The following is a 26,874-nucleotide window of genomic DNA, read 5'->3' on the forward strand; positions in this document are numbered from 1 at the left end:
TCACCGCTTGCGCTTCTCGCGCACGCGCACCGAGATCGAGATGGGCGTGCCCTCGAACCCGAACGTCTCGCGCAGGCGGCGCTCGATGAACCGGCGGTACGTCGGCTCGAGGAACCCGCTGGCGAAGATGACGAACCGCGGCGGGCGCGTCGAGGCCTGCGTGGCGAACAGGATGCGCGGCTGCTTGCCGCCGCGCAGCGGGTGCGGGTGCGCCGAGACCAGCTCGCCGAGGAACGCGTTGAGGCGCCCGGTCGAGATCCGCGTGTCCCACGACTCCAGCGACCGCTCCAGGGCCGGCACCAGGCGGTCGGTGTGCCAGCCGGTCTTGGCGGACACGTTGACGCGCGGCGCCCACTGCACCTGCACGAGCTGCTGCTCGATCTCGCGCTCCAGGTACGGGCGGCGGTCCTCGTCCATGAGGTCCCACTTGTTGTACGCGATGACGAGCGCCCGCCCGGCGTCGATGACCTGCTGGACGATGCGGATGTCCTGCTCGGTCATCGACTCCGACGCGTCGACGAGGACGACCGCGACCTCGGCCTTCTCGATCGCGGCCTGGGTGCGCAGCGAGGCGTAGAAGTCCGCGCCCGACGTCTGGTGCACGCGGCGGCGGATGCCGGCGGTGTCGACGAACACCCACGGCTTGCCACCCAGCGCGACGAGCTCGTCGACCGGGTCACGGGTGGTCCCGGCGGTCGGGTCGACCACGACACGCTCGGACCCGACCACCTTGTTGAGCAGCGAGGACTTGCCGACGTTGGGCCGTCCGACCAGCGCGACGCGCCGCGGTCCGTCCGGCAGCGGCACGGCGTGCGCGGAGACCGTGGGCAGCGCCTTCATGGCCGCGTCCAGCAGGTCGCCGGTGCCGCGGCCGTGCAGCGCGGAGATCGGGTGGGGCTGCCCGAGGCCGAGCGACCACAGCGTGGCGGCGTCCGCCTCGACGGCCGGACCGTCGACCTTGTTCGCCACCAGCACGACCGGCTTGCCGGAGCGTCGCAGCAGGCGCACGACCTGCTCGTCGGTGTCCGTGGAGCCCACCGTCGCGTCGACGACGAACAGCACGGCGTCGGCGAGGTCGACGGCGACCTCGGCCTGCTGCGCCACCCGCTTGTCCATCCCCGCGACGTCGACCTCCCAGCCGCCGGTGTCCACGAGCGTGAACCGGCGACCGGACCACTCCGCCGGGTAGCTCACGCGGTCACGCGTCACACCGGGGTTGTCCTCGACGACGGCCTCGCGGCGCCCGAGGATCCGGTTGACGAGGGTCGACTTGCCGACGTTCGGGCGCCCGACGACGGCCAGCACCGGCAGCGTCGTCTCGATCTCGAGGGCGTCACCCTCGAGTCCCTCGCCCTCCAGGAGGGCCAGGTCCTCGTCGGCCAGGTCGTACTCGGCGAGGCCGGCACGCAGCGCACGTTCGCGGGCCACCTCGTCGTCGCCGTCGGCCGCGGCGTCGTCGGTCGGCGGCGCGGTGGGCTCGAGGAGGTCGCCGCGGTCGTCGTCCGGGGTGCGCGTCGTCGTGGGGTCGGGCTGGTCCATGCGTCCATTGTCCCCTGCCGCGGCGACTCGTCCGGCCATGTCACGTCGCGACGTGCACCACGGCGCGCCCCCGCCGTGTCAGGCCGTCGAGCGTGGGTCGTCCGCCGGCAGCTCGACCCCGGTCCGGGCCTGCGCGGTCACGAGCAGCTCGCTCAGCGCGCTGCGCAGCGACGCCGCGGCGTGGTCGATGGCCTCCCTGCGTGACAGCCCGTCTGCGCCGACGTCGATCGGGTCGCCGAACTCCACGACGAGGTCGCGGCGCAGCTCCGGCAGCCCGTGCGCGGACTCCCCCGTGCTCCGGGTACCCAGGATCGCGACGGGCACCACGGGCGCGCCGCCGTTGACCGCCAGCCACGCGGCCCCCGCACGCACCTGCTCGACCGTGCCGCGCCCGCGGGTCCCCTCGGGGAAGATGCCGACGGCACCGCCGCGGCGCAGCACACCGAGAGCGGACTGCAGCGCGGGACGCCCGTTGGCGCGGTCGACGGGGATCTGCCCCGCCGCTCGCAGCACGAGCCCGAGCGGCCCGCGGAAGAGCTCCGTCTTCACCAGCACGTGCAGCGGCCGTGGTGCCGCTCCGACGAGCAGCGGGCCGTCCAGCAGGGTGATGTGGTTCGCGGCCAGCACCACCGGTCCGCTGCGGGGCACGCGCTCGGCGCCCGTGACGTGCGTGTCCCACACGACCCGGGCCAGGAACCGCCCCACCCACTGCCCCCACGCGGGGCCGGCCGGCGACGGCACGTGGCGCGCGCCCGCGGCGCTCACCGGGGCGCTCGTGCCTGGGGGTCGCCTGCCCGCCCGACCACGCCGAGCACGGCCACGACCGTCTGCTCGAGGTCCAGCTCCGAGGAGTCGACCGTCACCACGCCGTCCGCCGCCACCTGGAACTCCACGACCGTGGAGTCGTCGGCGTCGCGGCGCACCACCTGGTCGCGGGTCGCGGCGATCGCGGCGGCGTCGTCGCTCCCGTGCACCTCACGTGCCCGGCGCGCGAGCCTCGCGGCCTCGTCGGCGGTGAGCAGCACCCGCACGTCGGCGTCGGGGGCCACGACCGTCGTGATGTCCCGACCCTCGGCCACCACGCCGCGCCCGCCGGACCAGCCGCCGCTCCGCTCGGCCTCGATGAGCTCACGCTGTCGTCGTCCCAGCTCGGCGCGCGCGTCGAGATTGGTCGCCACCGCGCTGACCTGCGACGAGATCTCGGTGCTGCGGATGGCCGCGCCGACGTCACGGCCGCCCACGGTCACCGTCGGCGCCGCCGGGTCCATGCCCATGACCAGCGGCAGGTCCCGCACGGCCGCCGCGACGGCGGGTCCGTCGCCCAGTGGCACGCCCTGGTCCAGGCACCACCAGGTCGCCGCCCGGTACATCGCCCCGGTGTCGAGGTAGGCCAGCCCCAGCCGCCGCGCGACCTCGCGCGACACGCTCGACTTGCCCGACCCGGACGGTCCGTCCACCGCCACGACGGTGCTCAACTCACCAGCCTCCATCCCCGAGCGGTCAGCTCGGTCTCCAGGTGCTCGGCACGCCCGGGCAGCACCGAGATCGACGCCATGCCGACCGGTCGCCCTGCCGCGTGCTCGAGCTGCAGGTCCTCCAGGTTCACGCCGGCGGCGCCGACGTCGCCGAGCAGCCGGGCCAGCTCGCCCGGCCGGTCCGGCACCAGCACGGTGACCACGGTGTACCGCTTGTGCGCACCGCCGTGCTTGCCGGGGATCCGGGCGGCCCCCGCACCCCCGTCGGCGATCGCGCGGGCGATCGTCGCCAGCGCGCCGAGCTCGACGTCCTCGGGCCCCGTGGCCGCCGCGGCGAGGTCGAGAGCACCGAGGACCACGTCGAGGTCCTCCCGCAGCGCCACCAGCACGTCCCGGACCGCCGCGGCGTTCGCGGCCAGGATCGACGTCCACAGCGCCGGGTCGGACGCCGCGAGGCGCGTCACGTCGCGCAGCCCCTGGCCCGCGAGCGCGAGGGCGTCGTCGTCGGCGGCGCGCAGGCGTGCCGCCACGAGCGAGGAGGCGAGCTGCGGGACGTGCGAGACGACGGCCACGGCGGCGTCGTGCTCGTCCGTGTCCATCACGACCGGGACGGCCCCGACGTCGACGGCGAGGTGCCGCACGGCGAGCACGGCGTCCTCGCCGGACTCCCCCGAGTCCGTGATGACCCAGGGGCGGCCGACGAAGAGCCCGGGCACGGCGGCGGACGGGCCGGACCGCTCGCGCCCCGCCATCGGGTGCGACCCGACGTACCGCGTCAGGTCGGCGCCGGCGGCGCGCAGCTCGGCCAGGACGTACCCCTTGACGCTGGCGACGTCGGTGACCACGGCCTGCGGGTGCGCCGCGAGCGACGCCGCCACGACATCGGCGGTCACGTCGGGAGGTGCGGCGACCACGACCAGCGCAGGGGCCGGCGACGACGCGTCGGCCGGGGTGCCGGCACCCACGTCACGCGCCAGCGCCAGGGCGGTGCGCGACGGGTCCTCGAGCTGGACGTCGACGCCGTGCTGCGCCAGGGCCAGCCCCACGGACGCACCGAGCAGCCCGGTGCCGACCACGCGCACCGGGCCGACGGTCGCGACGCTCACATGCCCACCGCCGTCATGAGCGAGCCGACCTCCGTCTTCGAGAGCACGCGGGTGCGACCCGGGCGCAGGTCACCGAGCCGGATCGGGCCGATGCGGGTGCGCACGAGCCGGTCGACGGGGTGGCCGACCTCGTCGAACAGGCGGCGCACGACGCGGTTGCGGCCCTCGTGCAGGACGATCTCGACGAGGCTGGCGTGGCTGGCGACCTGCACGATCTTGAACTCGTCGACCGTGACGGTGCCGTCCTCCAGCTCGACGCCGGCCTTGAGCTGCTTGCCCAGCGACTCGCGGACCCGGCCCTGCACCTCGACGAGGTACGTCTTGGGCACCCCGTGCGACGGGTGGGCCAGCCGGTTGGCCAGCTCGCCGTCGTTCGTCAGCAGCAGCAGGCCCTCGGAGTCCGCGTCGAGGCGTCCGACGTGGAACAGGCGCTCCTCGCGGTTGGCGACGTACTGCGCCAGCGACGGCCGCCCCTCGGGGTCGTGCATCGTCGAGACCACGCCCACCGGCTTGTTCAGCGCGATCGTGACGACCGAGGAGTCCAGCTGCACCCGCATGCCGTCCACGTGCAGCACGGCGGTCAGCGGGTCCACCCGCACGCCGAGCTCCGTGACGATCTGCCCGTCGACGCTCACCCGACCGGCTGCGATCAGCTGCTCGCACGCCCGGCGCGAGCCGAGGCCGGCCGAGGCCAGCACCTTCTGCAGCCGCACGCCGTCGGGGTCGTGCACGTCGATCGGCTCCGCGACCTGGGCGGGCCGCCGCGTCGGCCGGCCCGTGCGACGCGGCCCGCGTCCCGGAGTCCCGCCGCCCGTGCGTCCCGTACCTCCCGCGCGCCCGCCACCCCGGTGGCCACGCGCTCCCGTGCCGCTCATCGTCCGTCCTCTCGTCCGTCGGTCGTGTCCACGCCGTCCAGGGACTCGATGTCCGGCAGGTACGGCGCCAGCGGGGGCAGCTCGTCGAGGCTCGACAGGCCCATCCGCTCCAAGAAGTATCCCGTGGTCCCGTAGAGCACCGCGCCGGTGGCGGCGTCCTGCCCGACCTCCGCCACCAGACCGCGCGTCGACAGGGTCCGCATCACGCCGTCCACGTTGACGCCGCGGACGGCGGAGACCTGCCCGCGGCTGACGGGCTGGCGGTAGGCCACGACCGCGAGGGTCTCGAGCGCCGCCTGGGTGAGTCGCTGGGTCTGCCCGTCGACCACGAAGCGCCCCACGACGTCCGCGTACGGACCGGCGGAGTAGATCCGCCAGCCGTCGCCGGCACGCCGCAGCTCGAAGCCGCGCGGCCGGCCGCCGCCCTCGCCGCGGTACTCGGCGGCGAGCGTGGCCAGCAGCTCCTCGACGTGCGCGGTGGGCAGCGCCAGCGCGGTGGCCAGGCGCACCGCGGGGACCGGCTCGTCGGCGACCATGAGGACGGCCTCGAGCGCCGCGAGCGCCCCGCCGGGCAGCGACGCGACGTCGAACGCGAGCTCGTCGGGTGCGGCGTCCGCCGCGTCCGGGGCGGTGCCCGGTGCCTGCGGGGCGGTGTCCTGTGCGTCCTGCGCGCTCATGCGCCGGCCTCCTCGTGCCCCGGGGCGTCCGTGGCCGGCGCCCCCGGGTCGTCGTGGTCGAAGTCGTCGGACACGGCGACGTCACCGTCCTCGCTGCCGGTCCACCGCACGGTGAGCTCACCGAGCGGCACCACCTGGTCGAACGCGACGGCCCCCTCGCGGAACAGCTCCAGCAGCGCCAGGAACCGCACGACGACCACCACGGGCTCGTCGGCGTCCGCCGTCAGCGACCGGAAGCTCGACGCGCCGTCGCGGCGCAGGCGGTCGACGAGCAGGGCGGCCTGCTCCCGCACGCTGACGAGCGGGGCGTGCAGGTGGCTGACGTCCACCCCGGGCGGCGGCGGCTTGGGCGCCAGCGCACGCGCGGCGAGCTCGGCGAGCCGGTCCGGACCCAGCTGCCAGACGAGCTCGGGCAGCAGCGCGGCCAGGTGCGGCTCGAGCTGCACGTCGCGCGGGAACCGACGCGCCCCCTCCTCGAGGCGCACGCCCAGGTCGCGGGCGACGACCTTGTACGCGCGGTACTGCAGCAGCCGGGCGAACAGCAGGTCGCGCGCCTCCAGCAGCTCCAGGTCCTCGGCGTCCTCGACCTGCGCGGAGGGCAGCAGTCGCGCCGCCTTGAGGTCGAGGAGCGTGGCGGCCACGAGCAGGAACTCGCTGGCCTGCGACAGGTCCCAGTCCTTGCCGCCCGCGGCGGCGGCACGCTCGGCGGCACGGATGTACGCGATGAACTCGTCGGTGACCTGCGCGAGCGCGATCTCGGTGATGTCCAGGCGGTGCTTGGCGATCAGTCCGAGCAGCAGGTCGAACGGGCCGCTGAAGACGTCGAGGTGGACCTCGAACCCGGACGACCCCGACGGCGCCCCCTGCCCCGGCGCGCCGTCGGACGGGCGCGGGGTGTCCAGCGTGCCGGGCGCGCCGTCAGGCGGCGTCGCCACGCGCCACGAGCTCGCGCGCGAGCCGGCGGTAGGCCTCGGCACCCGGGTGCGTCGGGGCGTACTGCGTGATCGGCTCCGCGGCCACGGTCGCGTCGGGGAACTTCACCGTCCGGCCGATGACCGTGTGCAGCAGGGTGTCCCCGAACGCCTCGTTGACCCGCGCGACGACCTCCCGCGCGTGCAGGGTGCGCGAGTCGTACATGGTCGCCAGGATGCCGTCGACCTCGAGGCGCGGGTTGAGGCGGTCGCGCACCTTCTCGATGGTCTCGATGAGCAGCGCGACGCCGCGCAGCGCGAAGAACTCGCACTCCAGCGGGATGAGCACGCCGTGCGCCGCCGTGAGCGCGTTCACGGTGAGCAGGCCCAGGGACGGCTGGCAGTCGATGAACACGACGTCGTAGTCGTCGAGGACGGGGCGCAGCACCCGCGACAGGACGGACTCGCGCGCCACCTCGCCGACGAGCTGGACCTCCGCGGCCGACAGGTCGATGTTGGCGGGCAGCAGGTCGAGGCCGGGCACCGCCGTGTGGCGCAGCACGTCCTGGAGGTCGGCGTCGCGCTCCATGAGCAGGTTGTAGACCGTGCGGTCGAGCTCGTGCGGGCTGATGCCCAGGCCGACCGAGGCGGCACCCTGCGGGTCGAAGTCGACGATGAGGACCCGGCGGCCGTACTCGGCCAGCGCCGCGGCCAGGTTGATGGTGGTCGTCGTCTTGCCGACGCCACCCTTCTGGTTGCACATCGCGATGACGCGCGCCGGACCGTGCGACGCCAGCGGCGCGGGCACGGGGAACACCGGTAGCGGCCGTCCCACCGCGTCGAGCTGCTGCTCGGTCGTCTCCTGGCTCATGCTCACCATCTGCTCCCCGTCGCCCGTGCGGGCCCACCTCGCGCACAACCTACCCGAGCCCGGCGCCCGCACCCGGTGCGACAGACCGGGCGCCGCACGATCCGCATCACCGGGCTCGCGGGTGGCTCGCCGCGTACACCTCACGCATGGTGTCGGGCGTCACCATCGTGTAGATCTGCGTCGTCGTCACCGAGGCGTGCCCCAGCAGCTCCTGGACCACGCGCACGTCCGCGCCGCCGGCCAGCAGGTGCGTCGCGAACGAGTGCCGCAGCGTGTGCGGCGACAGGTGCGCTGCGTCCAGGCCGGCCCTCTCCGCCGCTGTGCGCAGGACGGCCCAGGCGGACTGCCGGCTGAGGCGGGCACCGCGGGTGTTGAGGAAGATCGCCGGCGTGCCGCGCCCCGCCTGCGCCAGGGCCGGCCGCCCGCGCACCAGGTACGCCTCGACGGCACGCGCCGCGTACGAGCCGACGGGCACGACGCGCTCCTTGCCGCCCTTGCCGAGCAGCCGCACGGCGGCCCGGTCCGGCGTGAGGTCCAGGTCGTCGACGTCGAGCCCGACCGCCTCGGAGATCCGGGCGCCCGTGGAGTACACCAGCTCCAGCAGCGCGCGGTCGCGCAGCGGGACGGGTCCGTCACCGACGCCCGCGGCGTCCAGGAGTCGACCCACGTCCTGCACCGAGATGGCCTTGGGCAGCCGCCGGGGCTGCTGCGGCGGGCGCACGTCCGCCGCGGCGTCGGTGGGGGCCAGTCCGTCGAGCGCGAGGAACCGGTGCCAGCCGCGCATGGCGACGACGCTGCGCGCCGCCGACGCCGGTGACAGGACGGCGCGCCCGTCGGAGCCCGTGCGCATCACCAGCACGTAGTCCTCGGCGTCGCGCTCGGTGACCTGGGCGGGATCGGTGCGTCCGCACGCCCGCAGGTGCTCGACGTAGCGCGTCAGGTCGCGGCGGTACGCCGCCAGCGTGTGGGTGGCGAGCCCGCGCTCGACCGTGAGGTGGGCGAGGTACCCCTCGAGCGCGGCGGTCAGGCGGTCGGCCACGTCCGCGACGTCACAGCGGCAGGAAGACGTCCACCGCGACCGCGACGGACAGCAGGGTCAGGTAGGTGATGGACCCGTGGAACACCGTCATGGCGCGCAGCGGCGGGTGCTGCGGGTCGCGTGCACGGCGCAGCAGCCCGATGCACAGCCACAGGAACCAGGCGCCGAGCGCCGCGGCGACGACGGCGTACACCCAGGTCATGCCACCCACGGGCACCAGCAGCAACGAGCACGCGATCATCGCCAGCGTGTACGCGATCATCTGGCGCGCGACCTTGGTGTCGGCGGCGACGACCGGCAGCATCGGGACGCCCGCGGCGGCGTAGTCGCGCCGGAACTTCATCGACAGCGGCCAGTAGTGCGGCGGCGTCCAGAAGAACACGACGCCGAACAGCAGCACCGCCTCCCACGACACCCCGCCGGTCACGGCCGACCAGCCGATGACGACCGGCATGCAGCCCGCCGCACCGCCCCACACGATGTTCTGCGGGGTGCGCCGCTTGAGGATCATCGTGTAGCCGACGACGTAGATGAGGATCGCCGACGCGGTCCACAGGGCGGACGGCGGGTTCACCACGAACCAGAGCCACGCCAGCGACAGGGCGCCCAGCACCAGCCCGAACACCAGGGCCGCACGCGGCGTGATCCGCCCGGTGACGATCGGCCGGCGCCGGGTGCGGTTCATGACCTCGTCGATGTCGCGGTCGAGGTACTGGTTGAGCGTGTTGGCCGCACCCGCGGCACCCGCTCCCCCGACCAGCGTGGCGACGACGAGGCCGAGCGGCGGCATGCCGCGCGCGGCGAGGAACATCGTGGGGATGGTCGTGATGAGCAGCAGCTCGATGACGCGGGGCTTGGTGAGCGCGACGTACGCGGCGACGGTGCCCAGCGCCGTGGACCACCGACCGCCCGGGGCCGGCGCGAGGGCGGGGGCGTCGCCCGCTCCCTGCGGCTCGCCCTCCACCGTGCCGACCGTGCCGACCGTGGCACCGGGGCTGCTCGCGTCGAGGGACGCGGGGGTGGACAGGCGCACGCGCTTCGGTTTCCGTTCGGGAGTCGGATCGGGGGTGCCGACACCCGTCGGGGCGTGGGCGGACGGGACCGAGGTCCCGTCGGCCATGGTACGCACCCCGCCACCCGCACGGGACGTTCGACCCGGTCGCGGCGCCGCCGGAGGACGTGAGATCGGTCGCACGAGGTCCGCGACGGGCCGACGCACGGCGTCGGTCGGGTGTGGCAATCGTTTGCCGCGTTCCTGGACCCAGTGCGCGGCAGGAGGCGGGTCCGCTATAGGCTCCCCGTCAGCAGACCTCCCCGCCCGACGACGCGGCGGGGCCCCAGCCGGACGAACCGCGATGCGGCAGACGTCCGGAGACGCTCGGAACGACGCCCCGCGCGTGCGGGACGGGAATGAGGTTCGGTGAACGCGAAGGCTCCCCTGGCCACCACGGTCGGCTGGTCCGATCTCGACGTGCGGGCGGTCGACACCGTCCGCGTGCTCGCGGCGGACGCGGTCGAGAAGGTCGGCAACGGGCACCCCGGCACGGCGATCAGCCTGGCCCCGGCCGCCTACCTGCTGTACCAGAACGTGATGCGCCACGACCCGACGGACCCGCACTGGCTGGGCCGTGACCGGTTCATCCTCTCCGCGGGCCACTCCAGCCTGACGCAGTACATCCAGCTCTACCTGGGTGGCTTCGGCCTGGAGCTCGAGGACCTCGAGGCCCTGCGCACGTGGGGCTCGAAGACCCCGGGCCACCCCGAGTACCGCCACACCGCCGGCGTCGAGATCACCACTGGCCCCCTCGGCCAGGGCCTCGCCTCGGCCGTCGGGTTCGCGATGGCGGCCCGCCGTGAGCGCGGCCTGCTCGACCCCGAGGCGGCGCCGGGCACCAGCCCGTTCGACCACCACGTGTACGTCATCGCCTCCGACGGCGACCTGCAGGAGGGCGTGACCAGCGAGGCGTCCTCGCTGGCCGGCACCCAGGAGCTCGGCAACCTCGTCGTGCTGTGGGACGACAACCACATCTCCATCGAGGGCGACACGCAGATCGCGTTCACCGAGGACGTGCTCAAGCGCTACGAGTCCTACGGCTGGCACGTGCAGTACGTCGACTGGACCGTCGGCGGCGAGTACCGCGAGGACGTGGACGCGCTGAACGCGGCCATCGAGGCGGCCAAGGCCGTCACCGACAAGCCGTCGTTCATCGGTCTGCGCACCCTCATCGCGTGGCCGACCCCCGGCAAGACGGACGACCACTCCTCGCACGGCTCGAAGCTGGGCACCGAGGCGATCCGTGGCCTGAAGGAGGTGCTCGGCTTCGACCCCGAGAAGTCCTTCGAGGTCGCCCCGGAGGTCATCGCGCACACGCGCAGCCTGGCCGACCGTGCCGCGACGGCCCGCGCCGCGTGGCAGCAGTCGTTCGACGCCTGGGCCGCGGCCAACCCCGAGCGCAAGGCGCTCCTCGACCGCCTGCGCGCGGACGCTCTGCCCGAGGGCTGGACCGAGGCGCTGCCGACGTTCCCCGCCGGCAAGGCCGTCGCCACGCGTGCCGCGTCCGGTGAGGTGCTGTCCGCGCTCGCGCCCGTGCTGCCCGAGCTGTGGGGCGGCTCGGCCGACCTCGCCGGGTCGAACAACACGACGATGAAGGGTGAGTCGTCGTTCCTGCCGGCGCACCGCTCGTCGCACGAGTTCGCCGGTGACCAGTACGGCCGCACGCTGCACTTCGGCATCCGCGAGCACGCCATGGGCTCGATCCTGTCCGGGATCCGCCTGCACGGCCTCACGCGGCCCTACGGCGGCACCTTCTTCACGTTCTCCGACTACATGCGCGGCGCCGTGCGCCTGGCCGCGCTCATGGGCGTGAACGTCACGTACGTGTGGACCCACGACTCGATCGGCCTGGGCGAGGACGGCCCGACGCACCAGCCGGTCGAGCACCTCGCCGCGGTCCGTGCGATCCCCGGCCTGGCGGTCGTGCGCCCGGCCGACGCCAACGAGACGGCGGCCGCGTGGCGGGCGTCGCTCGAGCGCACCGACGGTCCCGTGGCGCTCGTCCTGACCCGCCAGAACGTGCCCACGTTCCCGCGCGGCGAGGACGGCTTCGCGACGACCGACGGCGTCGCCAAGGGCGCGTACGTCCTGCTCGAGGCGTCGACCGGCACGCCCGACGTGGTGCTGCTCGCCACGGGCTCCGAGGTGCAGCTCGCCGTCGAGGCGCGCGAGACCCTCGAGGCCGCCGGCGTGGCCACCCGCGTGGTGTCGGCGCCCTGCCTCGAGTGGTTCGCCGAGCAGGACGACGAGTACCGCGAGTCGGTGCTGCCGTCCACGGTGCGCGCACGGGTGTCGGTCGAGGCCGGCATCTCGCTGTCGTGGCACAAGATCCTCGGCGACGCGGGTCGCGCGGTCTCCCTCGAGCACTACGGGGCGTCCGCGGACTACCAGACGCTGTACCGGGAGTTCGGGATCACCGCCGAGGCCGTCGTGGCCGCGGCGCACGAGTCGATCGCGGCAGCCCGTGGGGCGCACGCCCCGTCCGACCGTCCGGACGCGTCCGCGCAGTCCGGGACCGGCGACCTGCCGGCCTGACGGTCGACAGCGGCGGGGCCGGCTCCAGCCCGGCCCCGCCGCCCGCAGGACGCAGATGCACCTCGTGGGACGAAGGGGAACGACCATGACCAGCACCACCCCCCTGCAGGCACTGCGTGAGGCGGGCGTCGCCGTCTGGCTCGACGACCTGTCGCGTCAGCGCATCGCGTCCGGCGGGCTCGCGGACCTCGTCGCCCGCGGCGTCGTGGGCGTGACGACGAACCCGTCGATCTTCGCCGCGGCGCTGGCGCACGGTGACGCGTACGACGCGCAGCTGCGCTCGCTCGCGGTCGACGGCGCGGCCGTCGAGGAGGCCGTGCTGCGGGTCACGACGGACGACGTGCGCGACGCCTGCGACGTCCTGCGCCCGGTGTACGACGCCACGGACGGCGTCGACGGCCGGGTCTCCATCGAGGTCGACCCGCGCCTGGCGCGCGACACTGCCGCGACCACGGCCACGGCCCAGACGCTCTGGTCGGAGATCGAGCGGCCCAACCTCTTCGTCAAGATCCCGGCCACCGTCGAGGGCCTGCCGGCCATCACGGCCGCGCTCGCGCAGGGCATCAGCGTCAACGTCACGCTGATCTTCTCCCTGCAGCGCTACCGCGCGGTGCTCGACGCGTTCGTCGACGGTCTGGAGCAGGCGCACGCGGCCGGCCTCGACCTCGCGCCCATCGCGTCCGTCGCCTCGTTCTTCGTCTCGCGCGTGGACGCCGCGATCGACCCGCGGCTGGACGAGATCGGCACCGAGGAAGCCGCGGCGCTGCGCGGCAGGGCCGCCGTCGCCAACGCGCGGCTCGCGTGGGGCGTGTACCAGGACGTCGTCACCGGCGACCGGTGGCAGGCGCTGGCCGCGGCCGGTGCCAAGCCGCAGCGGCCGCTGTGGGCGTCCACGGGCGTGAAGGACCCCGCCTACCCCGACACCAAGTACGTCGACGAGCTCGTCGTGGCCGGGTCGGTCAACACGATGCCGGAGAAGACGCTCGAGGCCGTCGCCGACCACGGACAGGTCCTGGGCGACACCGTCACCGGTACGCAGGACGAGTCCGCCGCGCTCCTCGACCGGATCGAGGCGCTGGGCATCTCCGTCGACGACGTCACCGAGCAGCTCGAGTCCGAGGGGCTGCAGAAGTTCGAGGCCTCGTGGGCCGAGCTGCTCACCACCGTCGAGGCCGGCCTCCAGGGCGCCGCCGACGACGCCGGTGCCGCCCGGTGAGCCCCGCGAAGGTCGGACCCGACCAGAACCCGCTGCGTGACGCGCGGGACAGGCGACTTCCGCGCATCGCCGGGCCCAGCGGCCTGGTCATCTTCGGTGTCACCGGTGACCTGGCCCGCAAGAAGCTCATGCCCGCGGTCTACGACCTCACCAACCGCGGCCTGCTGCCGCCCGGGTTCGCCCTGACGGGGTTCGCGCGCCGGGACTGGGAGACGCAGGACTTCGAGCAGGTCGTCCGCGACTCGGTCAAGGAGTACGCGCGCACCCCGTTCCGCGAGGCCACCTGGCGCCAGCTGTCCGAGGGCATCCGGTTCGTCCAGGGGACGTTCGACGACGACGACGCCTTCGACCGGCTGAGCAAGACGGTCGAGGAGCTCGACGTGACGCGCGGCACGGGCGGCAACCACGCGTTCTACCTCTCGGTGCCGCCGAGCTCGTTCCCCGTCGTGTGCCAGCAGCTCGCCCGCTCGGGACTCTCGCAGCCGAAGGAGGGCACCTGGCGGCGCGTCGTCATCGAGAAGCCGTTCGGCCACGACCTCGAGTCGGCCCGGGAGCTCAACGACATCGTGTCCCAGGTGTTCCACCCGGACGACATCTTCCGGATCGACCACTACCTGGGCAAGGAGACGGTCCAGAACCTGCTGGCGCTGCGGTTCGCCAACCAGCTGTTCGAGCCGATCTGGAACGGCAACTACGTCGACCACGTGCAGATCACGATGGCCGAGGACATCGGCATCGGCGGCCGCGCGGGGTACTACGACGGCATCGGCGCCGCCCGCGACGTCATCCAGAACCACCTGCTGCAGCTGCTCGCGCTGACCGCGATGGAGGAGCCGGTCTCCTTCGACGCGGCGTCGCTACGGGCCGAGAAGACCAAGGTGCTCTCGGCGCTGCGGCTGCCGCGCGACCTGGGCAAGCACACCGCACGCGGGCAGTACACGGCCGGCTGGCAGGGCGGCGAGAAGGTCGTGGGCTACGCGCAGGAGGAGGGTTTCAACCCCGACTCGACGACCGAGACGTACGCCGCGATCCGCGTGGACATCGACACACGCCGGTGGGCCGGGGTGCCGTTCTACCTGCGGACGGGCAAGCGGCTCGGCCGGCGTGTCACCGAGATCGCCGTCGTGTTCAAGCGGGCCCCGCACCTGCCGTTCGAGGCGACCGCCGCCTCCGAGCTCGGCAAGAACGCCCTGGTCATCCGCGTGCAGCCCGACGAGGGCGTCACGCTGCGGTTCGGCGCCAAGGTGCCGGGTACCGCGATGGAGGTCCGCGACGTCACCATGGACTTCGGCTACGGCCACGCCTTCACCGAGTCCTCCCCCGAGGCGTACGAGCGCCTCATCCTCGACGTGCTGCTCGGCGACCCGCCGCTCTTCCCGCAGCACGAGGAGGTCGAGCTGTCGTGGAAGATCCTCGACCCGGTCATCGACTACTGGGCGTCCCGCGGCAGGCCGGACGAGTACCGGGCGGGCACGTGGGGTCCCGCCTCGGCCGACGAGATGATGGCCCGTGACGGGCGCGCCTGGAGGCTGCCGTGATCATCGACATGCCCGACACCAGCACCCGGGCCATCAACCGGCGGCTGATCCAGGAGCGCGAGGAGGGGGGTGCGGTCGCGCTCGGCCGTGTCCTCACCCTCATCATCGACGCCGACGCGCACGACCCCGAGGACGCCATCGCAGCGGCCAACGCGGCCAGCCGCGAGCACCCCTGCCGCATCATCGTCATCACCGAGCGCACAAGCGACCGCGAGTCCAACCTCGACGCCCAGATCCGCCTCGGTGGCGACGCCGGCGCCAGCGAGGTCATCGTCCTGCGGGTCTCGGGCGGTGTCGTCCGGCACATCGACACGCTGGTCATGCCCCTGCTCCTGCCCGACGCACCGATCGTCGTGTGGTGGCCCTACGACGTCCCCGCCAACCCCGCCGAGCACCCCCTGGGGCGGATGGCGCAGCGCCGCATCACCGACACCACGACGTGCCGCCGGCCCAGCCGTGCGCTGCGCGACCTCGCGCAGGTCTACACCGACGGGGACACGGACCTCGCGTGGACGCGTGCCACGCTGTGGCGCGGGCTCATCGCGGCGACGCTGGACCAGCCGCCGTACGAGCCGGTGCACCGCGCGGTCGTCACCGGGGAGAGCACGCACCCCTCGGTCGACCTCATCGCGGCGTGGCTCGCGCAGGCGCTGCGCTGCCCCGTGGAGATCGAGCGCGTGCCGGGTGCCCCCGCGATCACCCAGGTCCGCCTCGAACGGACGTCGGGCGACATCGTGCTGGACCGCCCCGACGGCAAGACCGCCTCGCTGCGGCAGCCGGACCAGCCCGAGCACCGCATCGCGCTGCCGATCCGCCAGCTGCGTGAGTGCCTGGTCGAGGAGCTGCGCCGGCTCGACGCCGACGAGGTGTACGGCGAGGTGCTGCAGAAGGGCCTCGCCCGCATCGACGGCTGACCCGGCGCGGTGCCCCCGCGCCCCGACACCGCCCGGCGTCCGGGCACGGAGGACACACCCATGAGCTCCGCCCCGCCCGAGGTCCTCGTCCACCCGGACGCCGACGTGCTCGCCGCGGCGACCGCCGCGCGCCTGCTGACGCGGCTCGTCGACCTGCAGTCCCACCGCTCACCGCTGCACGTCGTCCTGACCGGCGGCACCGTCGGCGTCGCCGCCCTGCGCGCCGTCGCGGTCTCCCCGGTGCGGGACGCCGTCGACTGGTCGGGCGTGCACCTGTGGTGGGGCGACGAGCGCTTCCTGCCCGCCGGTGACCCGGACCGCAACGAGACCCAGGCCCGCGAGGCACTGATCGACGCGCTGGGCGACGCCCTGCCGCCGGGCAACGTGCACCCCGTGCCCGCGCTCTCGGACGACGTGCCGGACGGCGCGACCGCGGCACGTCGCTACGCGGCCGAGCTGCGGGCGCACGCCACCGGCGACGGGCTCGCGCCCCGCTTCGACGTGCTGCTCCTCGGCATGGGACCCGACGGCCACGTCGCGTCCCTGTTCCCGGGGCGCTCCGCGCTGTACGAGACGCACCTGCTGGTCGTCGCGGAGCACGACTCCCCCAAGCCGCCGCCCGACCGCGTCTCGCTGACGTTCCCCCTGCTGCAGTCGGCCCGCGAGGTGTGGGTGGTGGCGGCAGGCACCGAGAAGGCGCCTGCGGTGGCCCGTGCGCTGGCCGGTGACGACGTGGGCACGACCCCCGCCGCCGCGGCCCACGGCACCGAGCGCACCCTGTGGCTCGTCGACGTCGCGGCGGCGAGCTCGCTGCCGGGCGCCCCCCGGGACGGGAGCGGCCCGGCGGCCGGAGCCGCCGAGGGCCTGCGCCCCCGCACCGCATCCGGGGCCGACGGCGCGTGGGCGGCCGTCGACGCCTACGTCGCACCCCTCGTCGCCGAGCCGGCGGCCGCCGCGGCGGTCCGCACGGCCGCCGCCGACGCCGGACTGCCGGACATCGCCGTCAGCGCGGCCCAGGGGCGCCTGCTCGAGCTGCTCGCGCGCGCGTCCGGCGCGCGGCGGGTGCTGGAGATCGGGACGCTCGGGGGCTACAGCACCTGGTGGCTCGCGCAGGCGGTGGGCGCCACGGGCACGGTCCTCACCCTCGAGCTGAGCGACGCGCACGCGACCGTGGCCCGCGCGTCCCTCGCGGCCGCCGGGCTGACGGACCGGGTCGAGGTCCGTGTGGGACCGGCGACGGACAGCCTGGACCGGCTCGTCGCGGACGGCACCGAGCCGTTCGACCTCGTCTTCGTCGACGCCGACAAGCAGCAGCTGGCCGACTACCTGGACCGCGCCGTCGCGCTCGCCCGGCCGGGGACCGTGGTGGTCGTCGACAACGTCGTGCGCGGCGGGGCCGTGGTCGAGGCGGACCACCCGGACGACCGGGTGCAGGGCGTGCGGGCCTTCGTCGAGCGCGCGACGGGCGACGGGCGACTGCTGGGCACCGTGGTCCAGACCGTGGGCGAGAAGGGGTACGACGGCTTCGCGCTGCTCCTGGTGCGCTGACGTGCGGCGCCGACGCGCCGTGTGACCAGCGGCCGTTCGCGGTGCCCGGCCGGCGTGCCGGGCGGTCCGACGCGGACGCCGACGGCGCCGCACCCCGGAAGGGATGCGGCGCCGTCGTGGGCCGGGTGGTGTCAGCGCCCGCGGCGGGCGCGCAGCGCGGCCAGCGCCTCGTCGAGGATGGCGGCGCCGTCCTCCTCGGAGCGCCGCTCCTTCACGTAGGCCAGGTGCGTCTTGTACGGCTCGTTCTTGCTCGGCGCCGGCGGCGCGTCCGGGTCCTGGCCGGCGGGGAACCCGCAGCGCGGGCAGTCCCACGTGGCGGGCGCCTCCTCGGCGGCCTCCTCCGCGAAGCTCGGACGGGTCTCGTGACCGTTCGAGCACCAGTACGAGATCCACACGCGCGGTGCGGCGTCCCCGCGTTCGGCCTCGCCCATCGGGCCGGCCCCCACGCGCGACCCCCTGATCGCACTCCCGCTCGCCATGGCCAGGTCTCCCTACTCCGAGAACTTCTCGATCAGGCCGAGCAGGACGATCATGACCGTCCACAGCAGGGCGACGGTCACCGTGATCCGGTTGAGGTTGCGCTCCGCGACGCCGGACGAGCCGGCGCCGGCGGTGATGCCGCCGCCGAACATGTCCGACAGGCCGCCGCCCTTGCCCTTGTGCAGCAGCACCAGCGGGACGAGCAGCAGGCTGGTGAGAACCAGCAGCACCTGGAGGGTGATACGAAGACCAGTCACGTCGGTGGGGTTCCTCACTCGGGCGGTTCGGTGCAGCAGTGCGCCGTTGCCGATCGGCGGCGGTGCAGGTGGTGCCGTGGAGCAGGTGGTGCCGTACAGCAGGTGGTGCGTGGAGCGAGGCTCCGGTGCGCACCGTGGTCGTCGGGATGCGCCGACACGGTGACCGCGGTACAGGGTAGGCGACGCAGGGCGGTGTGATCCACCACCACCCCGTCCCTGGACGTGCGGGACCGGGGCGCGCCGCGGCGCGCCCCGGTCCCGACGGGGTCAGGCGACGGTGTGCGCCTGGTACCGCGCGATCTTCGCGAACTCCTCCGGGTCGAGGCTCGCACCGCCGACGAGCGCGCCGTCGACGTCGGGCTTCGCCATGATCTCGGCGACGTTCGAGGACTTCACGGACCCGCCGTACAGCACGCGGACCGCGTCGGCCGTGGCCTGGTCGTACAGCTCGGAGACCTTGACCCGGATCGCCGCGCACAGCTCCTGCGCGTCCTCCGGGGTGGCCGTCTTGCCGGTGCCGATGGCCCACACCGGCTCGTACGCGACGACGAGACCGGCGACCTGCTCGGCCGACAGGCCGGCGAGGGCGCCCTCGAGCTGCGCGAGGGTGTGCGGGACGTGCTCGCCGGCCTCGCGGACCTCGAGCGGCTCGCCGACGCACAGGATCGGGACGAGCCCGGCACCGAGCGCCGACTTCACCTTGGCGTTGACGAGCGCGTCGTCCTCGTGGTGGTACTCCCGGCGCTCCGAGTGGCCGACCGCGACGTACGTGACGCCCAGCTTGGCCAGGAACAGCGGCGAGATCTCACCGGTGTAGGCGCCGGACTCGTGCGCCGAGACGTCCTGGGCGCCGTAGGCGATCTCCAGCTTGTCCGCGTCGACCAGCGTCTGGACGCTGCGCAGGTCCGTGAACGGCGGCAGCACGGCGACCTCGACGGCCGAGTAGTCGTGCTTGGCGTCCTTCAGCGTCCACGCCAGCTTCTGCACGGTGTGCGTCGCCTGGTGGTGGTCCAGGTTCATCTTCCAGTTGCCCGCCATCAGCGGGGTACGGGTGCTCGCCACGTGTCAGCCCTCCAGGACAGCGATACCGGGGAGGGTCTTGCCCTCGAGGAACTCCAGCGACGCGCCGCCGCCGGTGGAGATGTGGCCGAAGTCGGCCTCGTCGAAGCCGAGCGTCCGCACGGCAGCAGCCGAGTCGCCGCCGCCGACGATGGTGAAGCCGCCGGCCTTGCCCGCGTCCACGAGCGCCTGCGCCACCGCACGCGTGCCCGCTGCGAACGCCTCGAACTCGAACACGCCGGCCGGGCCGTTCCAGACCACGGTCTTCGCGTCGACGATCTTCGACGCGAACAGCTCGGCGGTCCGCGGGCCGATGTCCAGGCCCATCTGGTCGGCCGGGATGGCGTCGACGTCGACGACCGTCGCCGGGGCGTCGGCCTTGAACTCCGGGGCGACGACGACGTCGACGGGCAGGACGATCTCGACGCCCTTCTCCTTCGCCGTGGCGAGGTAGCCCTTGACGCGGTCGATCTGGTCCTCCTCGAGCAGGCTCTTGCCCACCGAGTGGCCCTGCGCCGCGAGGAACGTGAAGAGCATGCCGCCGCCGATGAGCAGGCGGTCCGCCTTGCTCAGCAGGTTCTCGATGACGCCGAGCTTGTCGGAGACCTTCGAGCCGCCGAGGACGACGACGTAGGGGCGCGCCGGGTCGTCCGTGGCCTTGCGCAGCGACTCGACCTCCTTCAGGACGAGCTGGCCCACGGCGTGCGGCAGGCGCTGCGCGACGTCGTACACCGACGCCTGCTTGCGGTGCACCACGCCGAAGCCGTCCGACACGAAGGCGTCGACCATCGACGCGAGCTCGTCGGCGAGGGCGCCGCGCTCGGCGTCGTCCTTCGAGGTCTCGCGGGCGTCGAAGCGGACGTTCTCGAGCAGCGCGATCTGGCCGTCCTCGAGCGCCGCGACGGTGGCCTTCGCCGAGGCGCCGACGAGGTCCTCGGCCAGCGCGACGGGCTGGCCCAGCAGCTCGCCGAGGCGGGCGGCGACGGGGGCGAGCGAGTACTTGGCGTCCGGCGTGCCCTTGGGCCGGCCGAGGTGCGCCACGACGACGACACGCGCGCCCTTGGCGAGCAGCGCCTGCAGCGTCGGCAGGGCGGCGCGGATGCGGCCGTCGTCGGTGATGGTCGTGCCGTCGAGCGGCACGTTGAAGTCGGAGCGGACGAGCACGCGCTTGCCGCGCAGGTCGCCGAGGTCGTCGATGGTCTTCATGGTCTCCTACCTACCTGCCGCCGGCGTGGCCGGCGGCCTGGGTCGCCCCCGCCGGGGCGGGGGCACGGTGTGGGGCGCTACGGCCCCGGACACAGCAGCGTCCGCGTGCGCCGGGCCGGTGGCCTCGGCGCACGCGGACGCATGGACTGCCTCAGAGCGTGAGCGACGTCAGAGACGCGCGCCCACGTACTCCGTGAGCTTCACGAGGCTGCTGGAGTAGCCCCACTCGTTGTCGTACCAGGCGACGATCTTGACGAGGTCGCCGCTCACCTTGGTGAGCTTCGCGTCGAAGATGCTCTGGTGCGGGTCGGTGACGATGTCCGAGGAGACGATCTCGTCCTCGGTGTACTTCAGCGTGCCCTTCATCTCACCCTCGGCGGCCGCCTTGACCGCGGCGTTGACCTCCTCGACCGTGACCTCGCGCGAGGCGGTGAAGGTCAGGTCCGTGGCCGAGCCGGTGATCGTCGGGACGCGCAGCGCGAACCCGTCGAGCTTGCCCTTGAGCTCCGGGAGGACGAGCGCGACGGCCTTGGCCGCACCGGTCGTCGTCGGGACGATGTTCTGCGCGGCGGCACGGGCACGACGCAGGTCGCGGTGCGGGCCGTCCTGCAGGTTCTGGTCGCCCGTGTACGCGTGGATCGTCGTCATGAGGCCGCGCTCGATGCCGATCGCGTCGTTGAGCGCCTTCGCCACGGGGGCGAGGCAGTTCGTGGTGCACGAGGCGTTCGAGATGATGTGGTGCGCCGCAGCGTCGTAGTCGGTGTGGTTCACACCGACGACGAAGGTGGCGTCCTCGTTCTTGGCCGGGGCCGAGATGATGACCTTCTTGGCGCCGGCGTCGATGTGCGCCTTCGCCTTGGTGGCGTCCGTGAAGAAGCCGGTCGACTCGATGACGATCTCCGCGCCCAGCTCGGCCCAGGGCAGGTCGGCCGGGTTGCGCTCGGCCAGCGCACGGATCTTCTTGCCGTCGACGATGATGTTCTCGTCGTCGTAGTCCACGCTCAGCGGGAAGCGGCCCAGGACCGTGTCGTACTTGAGCAGGTGCGCCAGGGTGTGGTTGTCGGTGAGGTCGTTGACCCCGACGATCTCGATGTCCGCCCCCGAGGCGACGATGGCGCGGTAGAAGTTGCGCCCGATGCGGCCGAAGCCGTTGATGCCGACCTTGATGGTCACTTGCCCTCCTCGGCACGCGCCGATCCATGCCGGCGCACACAGTTGGTGTTCGGGTCACGCACGCCGCTGTGCGTCCCGACCGCCACTGACCACCACTGCCGGGACGTGCCCAGCGCGTTGCGTCCTCGTTGCGATCGGATGACTCGAGCCTATACCCCGAGGCGCGGGGCTCGCCCGAGACGAAGGTCCACCCTCCCGCGCCGTTCGCATGCTGGACGATCCGCCGACCGCGTCGCCGCAGGCCGGAGACGTGCAGCGCGCGACGGCGGCGCCGCGCGGGCACGAGGCGCGGGCAGGTCAGAGGTCGAGCAGATCCGGGCTGAGCCCGGCCTCGGTGTCGGGGATCCCCAGCTCGGCGGCACGCCGGTCCGCGGTGGCGAGCAGGCGCCGGATCCGGCCCGCGACCGCGTCCTTGGTCAACGGCGGGTCGGCGAGCTTGCCGAGCTCCTCGAGCGAGGCCTCCTTGTGCGCGAGCCGCAGCTCGCCCGCCTGGCGCAGGTGCTCGGGCAGGTCGTCACCGAGGATCTCGAACGCCCGGTCGACGCGGGCGCCCGCCGCCACGGCGGCCCGTGCGGAGCGCCGCAGGTTCGCGTCGTCGAAGTTGGCCAGGCGGTTGGCGGTCCCCCGCACCTCGCGGCGGACGCGGCGCTCCTCCCACACGAGCATCGTGTCGTGGGCCCCGAGCCGGGTGAGCATCGCGCCGATGGCGTCGCCGTCGCGGATGACGACGCGGTCCACGCCGCGCACGTCGCGCGCCTTGGCCGCCACCCCGAGCCGCCGGGCGGCGCCCACGAGCGCCAGGGCGGCCTCCGGGCCCGGGCACGTCACCTCGAGCGACGACGAGCGTCCCGGCTCGGTGAGCGACCCGTGGGCGAGGAACGCACCGCGCCACGCCGCCTCGGCCTCGCCGACACCGGCCGACACCACCTGCGGCGGCAGCCCGCGCACCGGGCGGCCACGGTTGTCCAGCAGCCCGGTCTGACGGGCCAGGGACTCGCCGTCCTTGACGACGCGCACGACGTACCGGCTGCCGCGGCGCAGGCCGCCACCGGACACCACGATGATGTCGCTCTCGTGGCCGTAGACCTCGGCGATGGCCTGGCGCAGCCGCCGGGCGGCGATCCCGGTGTCCAGCTCCGCCTCGATGACGATGCGGCCCGAGATGATGTGCAGGCCGCCGGCGAACCGCAGGGTGGCCGAGATCTCCGCCTTCCGGCAGGAGGTCTTGTCGACCTTCAGCCGGGCGAGCTCGTCCTTCACCTGTGCCGTCAGCGCCATGGCGTCATCCTGCCACTGACACCCGGGTGGTCGTGACCGTCCCGTGACCCGGGTTCCGACCTCCTGCGGCGGTCCGGGCGCCGCCCGACCAGCGCCCTGTCAGCGCCCGGCGGGGGTCCCGACGTCGCCCAGGTAGCCCTCGACCACGTCGCGCAGCGCCGCCGCGAGCCGCAACGGGTCGTGCACCGCGCTCTGGTCCCCCCGCCGGACCTGCCGGACGAGCAGGCGGGTACCCGTCGACGCGCAGAGGTCGGCGAGCTCACCGACGTCGTCGACGGACCCCGGGTCCGCGACGACCGCGTGCACGGGCAGCTCGGGCGCGTGCGCACGCAGCACCGCGAGATGGTCGACGGCACGCATGCCCTGCGTCTCGTCGTCCGGCGTGAGGTTGAGCGTGACGACGATGCGCGCCGGCGTCTCGTGGAGCGCGGCGCGCAGCTCGGGGACCAGCAGGTGCGGCAGCACCGACGAGTACCAGGAGCCCGGCCCCAGCACGACCCAGTCGGCGTCACGCACCGCGCTCACCGCCTCCGGGCACGCCGGGGGGTCGGCGGGGTGCAGCCGCAGCTGCTCGATCCGGTACGGCGTCACCGCGACGTGGGTCTGCCCGCGCACGACCGCGAGCGTGCCGTCGTCGCACCGCACGTCGGCCTCGATCTCCAGCGGCACGGCCGCCATGGGCAGCACCCGCCCGCGCGCGCCGAGCAGCCGCCCCACCAGGTCGAGCCCTCCCACCGTGTCCCCCAGCAGCTGCCACAGGGCGACGATCAGCAGGTTCCCGACCGAGTGGTGGTCCAGCGGCCCGTCGGTGGCGAAGCGGTGCTGCAGCAGGTCGCGCCAGGTGCGGCCCCACTCGGAGTCGTCGCACAGCGCGGCCAACGCCATCCGCAGGTCCCCCGGGGGCAGCACGCCGAGCTCCTCGCGCAGCCGGCCGGACGACCCGCCGTCGTCCGCGACGGTGACGACGGCCGTGATCCGGTCCGTCATGAGCCGCAGCGCCGACAGGGAGGCCGCCAGGCCGTGCCCGCCGCCGAGGGCGACGAAGGCGGGGTTCGCGGGCTCGCGGGGCGCGCTCGGCGGGGTGCTCACTCCTTGCCCAGGTCCCTCGCCGTCACCTGGACGCGGTGCCCGCGCTCGCGCAGCCGTGCACCGATCGCCTCGCTGATGGCGACGGAGCGGTGCTTGCCACCCGTGCAGCCCACCGCGATGGTCGCGTAGCGCTTCTCCTCGTGCAGGTAGCCCGCGAGCACCGGCTCGAGCGCGTCGACGTACCGCTCGACGAACACGGTGGCGCCCGGCAGGCCCAGCACGTAGTCGCGCACCGGCGCGTCGCGTCCCGACAGGTGCCGCAGCTCGGTGATCCAGTAGGGGTTGGACAGGAACCGCACGTCGACGACGTGGTCCGCGTCCAGCGGGATGCCGTACTTGAACCCGAACGACAGCACGGACAGGTGCAGCACCTCGTCGGCCGGGCTCGCGACACCGGCCCGCACGACGCGGGCGAGGTCGTGCACGTTGAGCTCGGAGGTGTCGATGACGGTGTCGGCCCGCTCGCGCAGCTCGGCGAGCAGGGCCCGCTCGCGGGCGATGCCGTCGAGGATCCGGCCGTCCGCCTGCAGCGGGTGCGGCCGGCGCACCTGCTCGAACCGGCGGACGAGCACCTCGTCCGACGCGTCGAGGAACAGGACGCGCAGCTCGATCCCCGTGCCCTGCAGGTGGTCGATCACCCCGGTCAGCGCCGCGAAGTACTCGCGCCCGCGCACGTCGATCACCGCGGCCAGGCGCCGGGCACCGGTGCCCACGGGCCCGCTCGTGAGCATGCCGACCAGGTGCGTGAGCATCTGGGCGGGCAGGTTGTCGACGACGTACCAGCCGAGGTCCTCCAGCACCGCGGCCGCGCGGGTACGACCCGCCCCGGACATGCCGGTGATGACCAGGACCTCGGGCTGCTCGAGGACCGGCGCCTCGGCGGCCGCCTCGAGGGCGGGGATGCCCGCCGGCACGGTGATCGGCGAGGGCTCGCTCATGCGCCCAGGATGCCAGGCTCGTCGGCGGTCTCGGTGCCGGACCCGCCGGGCGGGGCACCGGCAGCGGCGTCGTCCGCCGGCCCGGCGAGTGCGGCGACCACCGCCTCGGCGGTGCGGGACCCCATGCCGGGGACTGTCGCGATCTCCTCGGCGGACGCCGCGCGCAGCCGCTTCACCGACCCGAAGTGCCGCAGCAGCGCGGCCTTGCGCGCGGGCCCCAGGCCCGGCACGTCGTCGAGCACGGACACGGTCATGCCCTTGCTGCGCCGCTTGCGGTGGGCGGTGATGGCGAACCGGTGCGCCTCGTCGCGGACGCGCTGCAGCAGGTACAGCCCTTCCGACGCGCGCCGGAGGATGACCGGGTACTCCTCCCCCGGCAGCCACACCTCCTCGAGCCGCTTGGCCAGCCCGCACAGCGCGACGTCGTCGATGCCCAGCTCGGCCAGCGCGGCGGCGGCCGCGGCGACCTGCGGCGGGCCGCCGTCGACGACCACGAGGTTGGGCGGGTACGCGAACCGCACGGGCCGCCCGGTGCGCTCGTCGACCGGTCCGCTGCGCGGCGCGTCGTCCTCCTCGCCGTCCCCGAGCTCGGGGTCGTGCGCGTCGGACCGCTCCGCCAGGTAGCGGCGGAACCGCCGGGTGATGACCTCGTGCATCGCGGCCGTGTCGTCGCGCGCGCCCTGACCCTCCGGGCCGCGCACCGTGAAGAGGCGGTACTCGCTCTTGCGGGCGAGCCCGTCCTCGAACACCACCATCGACGCGGACTGGTACGTGCCCTGGTTGTGGGACACGTCGTAGCACTCGATCCGCAGCGGGGCCGTCGGCAGGTCGAGCGCCTCCTGGATCTCCCGCAGCGCCAGGCTGCGGCTGGTGAGGTCGCCGGCGCGCCGGGTCCGGTGCAGCGCGAGGGCGTGCTCGGCGTTGCGCAGCACGGTGGCCGCCAGCTCCCGCTTGTCACCGCGCTGCGGCACGCGGACCTGCACGCGGCTGCCCCGCAGGCCGGACAGCCACGCCTGCACCTGCTCGACGTCGGTGGGCAGCACGGGCACGAGCACCTCGCGCGGCACCGACGCCGACGCGGCCTCGGGGTCCTCGCCGCCGTACACCTGCTGCAGCAGGTGCTCGACCAGTGCCGCGTCGTCGACGTCCTCGACCTTCTCGACCACCCAGCCGCGCTGCCCGCGGATGCGGCCGTCCCGGACGTGGAAGACCTGGACGGCGGCCTCGAGCTCGTCCCCGGCCAGGGCGAAGACGTCGGCGTCGGTGCCGTCGGACAGCACGACCGCGTTGCGCTCGGTGGCCTTCTCGAGCGTCGCGATGTCATCGCGCAGCCGCGCGGCACGCTCGTAGTCGAGCTCGGCCGCCGCCTCCTTCATCGCGCGCGTCAGCCGCCGGGTGAACCGGGCCGTGTCCCCCGCCATGAAGTCGCAGAAGTCCTGGGCGAGCCGGTGGTGCTCGTCGACGCCGATGCGCCCCACGCACGGCGCGGAGCACTTGTCGATGTAGCCGAGCAGGCACGGCCGGCCCTGCTGCCGTGCCCGCTTGAACACACCGGCGGAGCACGTGCGCACGGGGAACACGCGCAGCAGCAGGTCGACCGTCTCGCGGATCGCCCACGCGTGCGCGTACGGCCCGAAGTACCGGGTGCCCTTGCGCTTGGCCCCACGCATGACCTGCACCCTGGGCACCTCGTCGGCCATGGTCACCGCGAGGTAGGGGTACGACTTGTCGTCGCGGTACTTGACGTTGAACCGCGGGTCGAACTCCTTGATCCAGGAGTACTCGAGGGCGAGCGCCTCGACCTCGGTCCCGACGACGGTCCACTGCACGGACGCCGCCGTCGTCACCATCTGCTGCGTGCGCGGGTGCAGCCCGGCGATGTCCTGGAAGTAGCTGTTGAGCCGGTTGCGCAGGCTCTTGGCCTTGCCGACGTAGACGACCCGGCCGTGCTCGTCGCGGAAGCGGTACACGCCGGGCGCGTCGGGGATCTCCCCGGGCGCGGGACGGTAGGTGGCGGGGTCGGCCATGCCACCGAGCCTAGTTCGGCGCACCCACACAGCCCGCCGGGCGCCCGGGGACGTGACGTGCACCACTAG

At 74.0% G+C, this 26,874-nt stretch carries 24 protein-coding genes; 5 read left to right on the forward strand and 19 right to left on the reverse strand.

The genetic code is table 11. The annotated features are described in order from the left end of the window. From der to KG103_RS09815, 10 genes are all read right to left on the reverse strand, one after another. On the reverse strand, positions 1-1,539 hold the full coding sequence (gene der / locus KG103_RS09770) for a ribosome biogenesis GTPase Der (RefSeq protein ID WP_207342207.1): 1,539 nt from the start codon (positions 1,537-1,539) through the stop codon (positions 1-3). 78 nt (positions 1,540-1,617) lie between these two features. Next, positions 1,618-2,304 (reverse strand): lysophospholipid acyltransferase family protein, encoded by a 687-nt coding sequence (locus KG103_RS09775; RefSeq protein WP_207342206.1) that lies wholly within the window; start codon positions 2,302-2,304, stop codon positions 1,618-1,620. Then, complete coding sequence (cmk, locus tag KG103_RS09780) at positions 2,301-3,029, reverse strand: (d)CMP kinase (protein WP_207342205.1); 729 nt, start codon at positions 3,027-3,029, stop codon at positions 2,301-2,303. Before cmk ends, KG103_RS09775 begins: the two co-directional genes overlap by 4 nt. Continuing rightward, entirely contained in the window at positions 3,011-4,120 is a 1,110-nt protein-coding gene (locus KG103_RS09785; RefSeq protein ID WP_207342204.1) for a prephenate dehydrogenase, read from the reverse strand. Before KG103_RS09785 ends, cmk begins: the two co-directional genes overlap by 19 nt. Continuing rightward, a complete protein-coding gene (locus KG103_RS09790) occupies positions 4,117-4,857 on the reverse strand; it encodes a pseudouridine synthase (protein WP_207342289.1) in 741 nt (246 codons plus the stop codon). Before KG103_RS09790 ends, KG103_RS09785 begins: the two co-directional genes overlap by 4 nt. Before the next feature lie 134 nt (positions 4,858-4,991). Continuing rightward, entirely contained in the window at positions 4,992-5,672 is a 681-nt protein-coding gene (scpB, locus tag KG103_RS09795; protein ID WP_207342203.1) for an SMC-Scp complex subunit ScpB, read from the reverse strand. Further along, positions 5,669-6,607, reverse strand: a complete 939-nt coding sequence (locus KG103_RS09800) for a segregation and condensation protein A (RefSeq protein WP_207342202.1) — start codon at positions 6,605-6,607, stop codon at positions 5,669-5,671. The genes scpB and KG103_RS09800 overlap by 4 nt, the downstream gene beginning before the upstream one ends. Further along, the gene (locus tag KG103_RS09805) at positions 6,591-7,454 is read right to left on the reverse strand and encodes a ParA family protein (protein ID WP_207342201.1); all 864 of its coding nucleotides are present in this window, start codon (positions 7,452-7,454) and stop codon (positions 6,591-6,593) included. Before KG103_RS09805 ends, KG103_RS09800 begins: the two co-directional genes overlap by 17 nt. A gap of 106 nt (positions 7,455-7,560) precedes the next feature. Next, positions 7,561-8,493 (reverse strand): site-specific tyrosine recombinase XerD, encoded by a 933-nt coding sequence (locus KG103_RS09810; RefSeq protein WP_207342200.1) that lies wholly within the window; start codon positions 8,491-8,493, stop codon positions 7,561-7,563. 10 nt (positions 8,494-8,503) lie between these two features. Continuing rightward, on the reverse strand, positions 8,504-9,382 hold the full coding sequence (locus tag KG103_RS09815; RefSeq protein WP_207800332.1) for a heme o synthase: 879 nt from the start codon (positions 9,380-9,382) through the stop codon (positions 8,504-8,506). A 531-nt stretch (positions 9,383-9,913) separates the two neighbouring features. Between KG103_RS09815 and tkt the strand changes: the two genes are divergently transcribed. The 5 genes from tkt (at position 9,914) to pgl (ending at position 17,298) form a co-directional block, all read left to right on the forward strand. Further along, positions 9,914-12,082, forward strand: coding sequence for a transketolase (tkt, locus tag KG103_RS09820; protein WP_207342198.1), 2,169 nt, complete (start codon positions 9,914-9,916; stop codon positions 12,080-12,082). A gap of 85 nt (positions 12,083-12,167) precedes the next feature. Beyond that, the gene (gene tal, locus KG103_RS09825) at positions 12,168-13,298 is read left to right on the forward strand and encodes a transaldolase (RefSeq protein WP_207342197.1); all 1,131 of its coding nucleotides are present in this window, start codon (positions 12,168-12,170) and stop codon (positions 13,296-13,298) included. After that, positions 13,295-14,836, forward strand: a complete 1,542-nt coding sequence (zwf, locus tag KG103_RS09830) for a glucose-6-phosphate dehydrogenase (protein ID WP_207342196.1) — start codon at positions 13,295-13,297, stop codon at positions 14,834-14,836. The genes tal and zwf overlap by 4 nt, the downstream gene beginning before the upstream one ends. Further along, positions 14,833-15,750: a glucose-6-phosphate dehydrogenase assembly protein OpcA gene (gene opcA, locus KG103_RS09835; RefSeq protein ID WP_207342195.1), complete on the forward strand. Its 918-nt coding sequence runs from the start codon at positions 14,833-14,835 to the stop codon at positions 15,748-15,750. The genes zwf and opcA overlap by 4 nt, the downstream gene beginning before the upstream one ends. A 60-nt stretch (positions 15,751-15,810) precedes the next feature. Beyond that, on the forward strand, positions 15,811-17,298 hold the full coding sequence (pgl, locus tag KG103_RS19125; RefSeq protein ID WP_207342194.1) for a 6-phosphogluconolactonase: 1,488 nt from the start codon (positions 15,811-15,813) through the stop codon (positions 17,296-17,298). 131 nt (positions 17,299-17,429) lie between these two features. Here pgl and KG103_RS09845 read toward each other — a convergent pair whose 3' ends face one another. The 9 genes from KG103_RS09845 to uvrC all read right to left on the reverse strand — a co-directional run bounded on the left by KG103_RS09845 (position 17,430) and on the right by uvrC (position 26,805). Beyond that, the gene (locus KG103_RS09845; protein ID WP_089799180.1) at positions 17,430-17,777 is read right to left on the reverse strand and encodes an RNA polymerase-binding protein RbpA; all 348 of its coding nucleotides are present in this window, start codon (positions 17,775-17,777) and stop codon (positions 17,430-17,432) included. Between the two features lie 12 nt (positions 17,778-17,789). Further along, positions 17,790-18,035 (reverse strand): preprotein translocase subunit SecG, encoded by a 246-nt coding sequence (gene secG, locus KG103_RS09850; protein WP_089799182.1) that lies wholly within the window; start codon positions 18,033-18,035, stop codon positions 17,790-17,792. Between the two features lie 267 nt (positions 18,036-18,302). Further along, a complete protein-coding gene (gene tpiA / locus KG103_RS09855) occupies positions 18,303-19,097 on the reverse strand; it encodes a triose-phosphate isomerase (protein WP_207342193.1) in 795 nt (264 codons plus the stop codon). Positions 19,098-19,100: 3 nt separating this feature from the next. Beyond that, positions 19,101-20,300, reverse strand: a complete 1,200-nt coding sequence (locus tag KG103_RS09860; protein ID WP_207342192.1) for a phosphoglycerate kinase — start codon at positions 20,298-20,300, stop codon at positions 19,101-19,103. A gap of 168 nt (positions 20,301-20,468) precedes the next feature. Beyond that, positions 20,469-21,473, reverse strand: coding sequence for a type I glyceraldehyde-3-phosphate dehydrogenase (gene gap / locus KG103_RS09865; protein ID WP_207342191.1), 1,005 nt, complete (start codon positions 21,471-21,473; stop codon positions 20,469-20,471). Positions 21,474-21,770: 297 nt separating this feature from the next. Then, a complete protein-coding gene (gene whiA / locus KG103_RS09870) occupies positions 21,771-22,751 on the reverse strand; it encodes a DNA-binding protein WhiA (RefSeq protein ID WP_089799190.1) in 981 nt (326 codons plus the stop codon). A 99-nt stretch (positions 22,752-22,850) separates the two neighbouring features. After that, positions 22,851-23,840, reverse strand: coding sequence for a gluconeogenesis factor YvcK family protein (locus tag KG103_RS09875; RefSeq protein WP_207342190.1), 990 nt, complete (start codon positions 23,838-23,840; stop codon positions 22,851-22,853). Then, positions 23,837-24,778: an RNase adapter RapZ gene (rapZ, locus tag KG103_RS09880; protein WP_207342189.1), complete on the reverse strand. Its 942-nt coding sequence runs from the start codon at positions 24,776-24,778 to the stop codon at positions 23,837-23,839. The genes KG103_RS09875 and rapZ overlap by 4 nt, the downstream gene beginning before the upstream one ends. Further along, positions 24,775-26,805: an excinuclease ABC subunit UvrC gene (gene uvrC / locus KG103_RS09885; RefSeq protein WP_207342188.1), complete on the reverse strand. Its 2,031-nt coding sequence runs from the start codon at positions 26,803-26,805 to the stop codon at positions 24,775-24,777. The genes rapZ and uvrC overlap by 4 nt, the downstream gene beginning before the upstream one ends. Positions 26,806-26,874 lie beyond the last annotated feature (69 nt).

Source organism: Cellulomonas wangleii, assembly GCF_018388445.1.
Classification (GTDB): Bacteria; Actinomycetota; Actinomycetes; order Actinomycetales; family Cellulomonadaceae; genus Cellulomonas; species Cellulomonas wangleii.

What these genes read in the sequence shown, in the direction of transcription:
- der (WP_207342207.1), bottom strand. Translation starts at nt 1,539, where the DNA reads ATGGACCAGCCCGACCCCACGACGACGCGCACCCCGGACGACGACCGC.
- cmk (WP_207342205.1), bottom strand. Translation starts at nt 3,029, where the DNA reads ATGGAGGCTGGTGAGTTGAGCACCGTCGTGGCGGTGGACGGACCGTCC.
- scpB (WP_207342203.1), bottom strand. Translation starts at nt 5,672, where the DNA reads ATGAGCGCGCAGGACGCACAGGACACCGCCCCGCAGGCACCGGGCACC.
- KG103_RS09805 (WP_207342201.1), bottom strand. Translation starts at nt 7,454, where the DNA reads ATGAGCCAGGAGACGACCGAGCAGCAGCTCGACGCGGTGGGACGGCCG.
- tal (WP_207342197.1), top strand. Translation starts at nt 12,168, where the DNA reads ATGACCAGCACCACCCCCCTGCAGGCACTGCGTGAGGCGGGCGTCGCC.
- pgl (WP_207342194.1), top strand. Translation starts at nt 15,811, where the DNA reads ATGAGCTCCGCCCCGCCCGAGGTCCTCGTCCACCCGGACGCCGACGTG.
- KG103_RS09845 (WP_089799180.1), bottom strand. Translation starts at nt 17,777, where the DNA reads ATGGCGAGCGGGAGTGCGATCAGGGGGTCGCGCGTGGGGGCCGGCCCG.
- KG103_RS09860 (WP_207342192.1), bottom strand. Translation starts at nt 20,300, where the DNA reads ATGAAGACCATCGACGACCTCGGCGACCTGCGCGGCAAGCGCGTGCTC.
- whiA (WP_089799190.1), bottom strand. Translation starts at nt 22,751, where the DNA reads ATGGCGCTGACGGCACAGGTGAAGGACGAGCTCGCCCGGCTGAAGGTC.
- rapZ (WP_207342189.1), bottom strand. Translation starts at nt 24,778, where the DNA reads ATGAGCGAGCCCTCGCCGATCACCGTGCCGGCGGGCATCCCCGCCCTC.
- uvrC (WP_207342188.1), bottom strand. Translation starts at nt 26,805, where the DNA reads ATGGCCGACCCCGCCACCTACCGTCCCGCGCCCGGGGAGATCCCCGAC.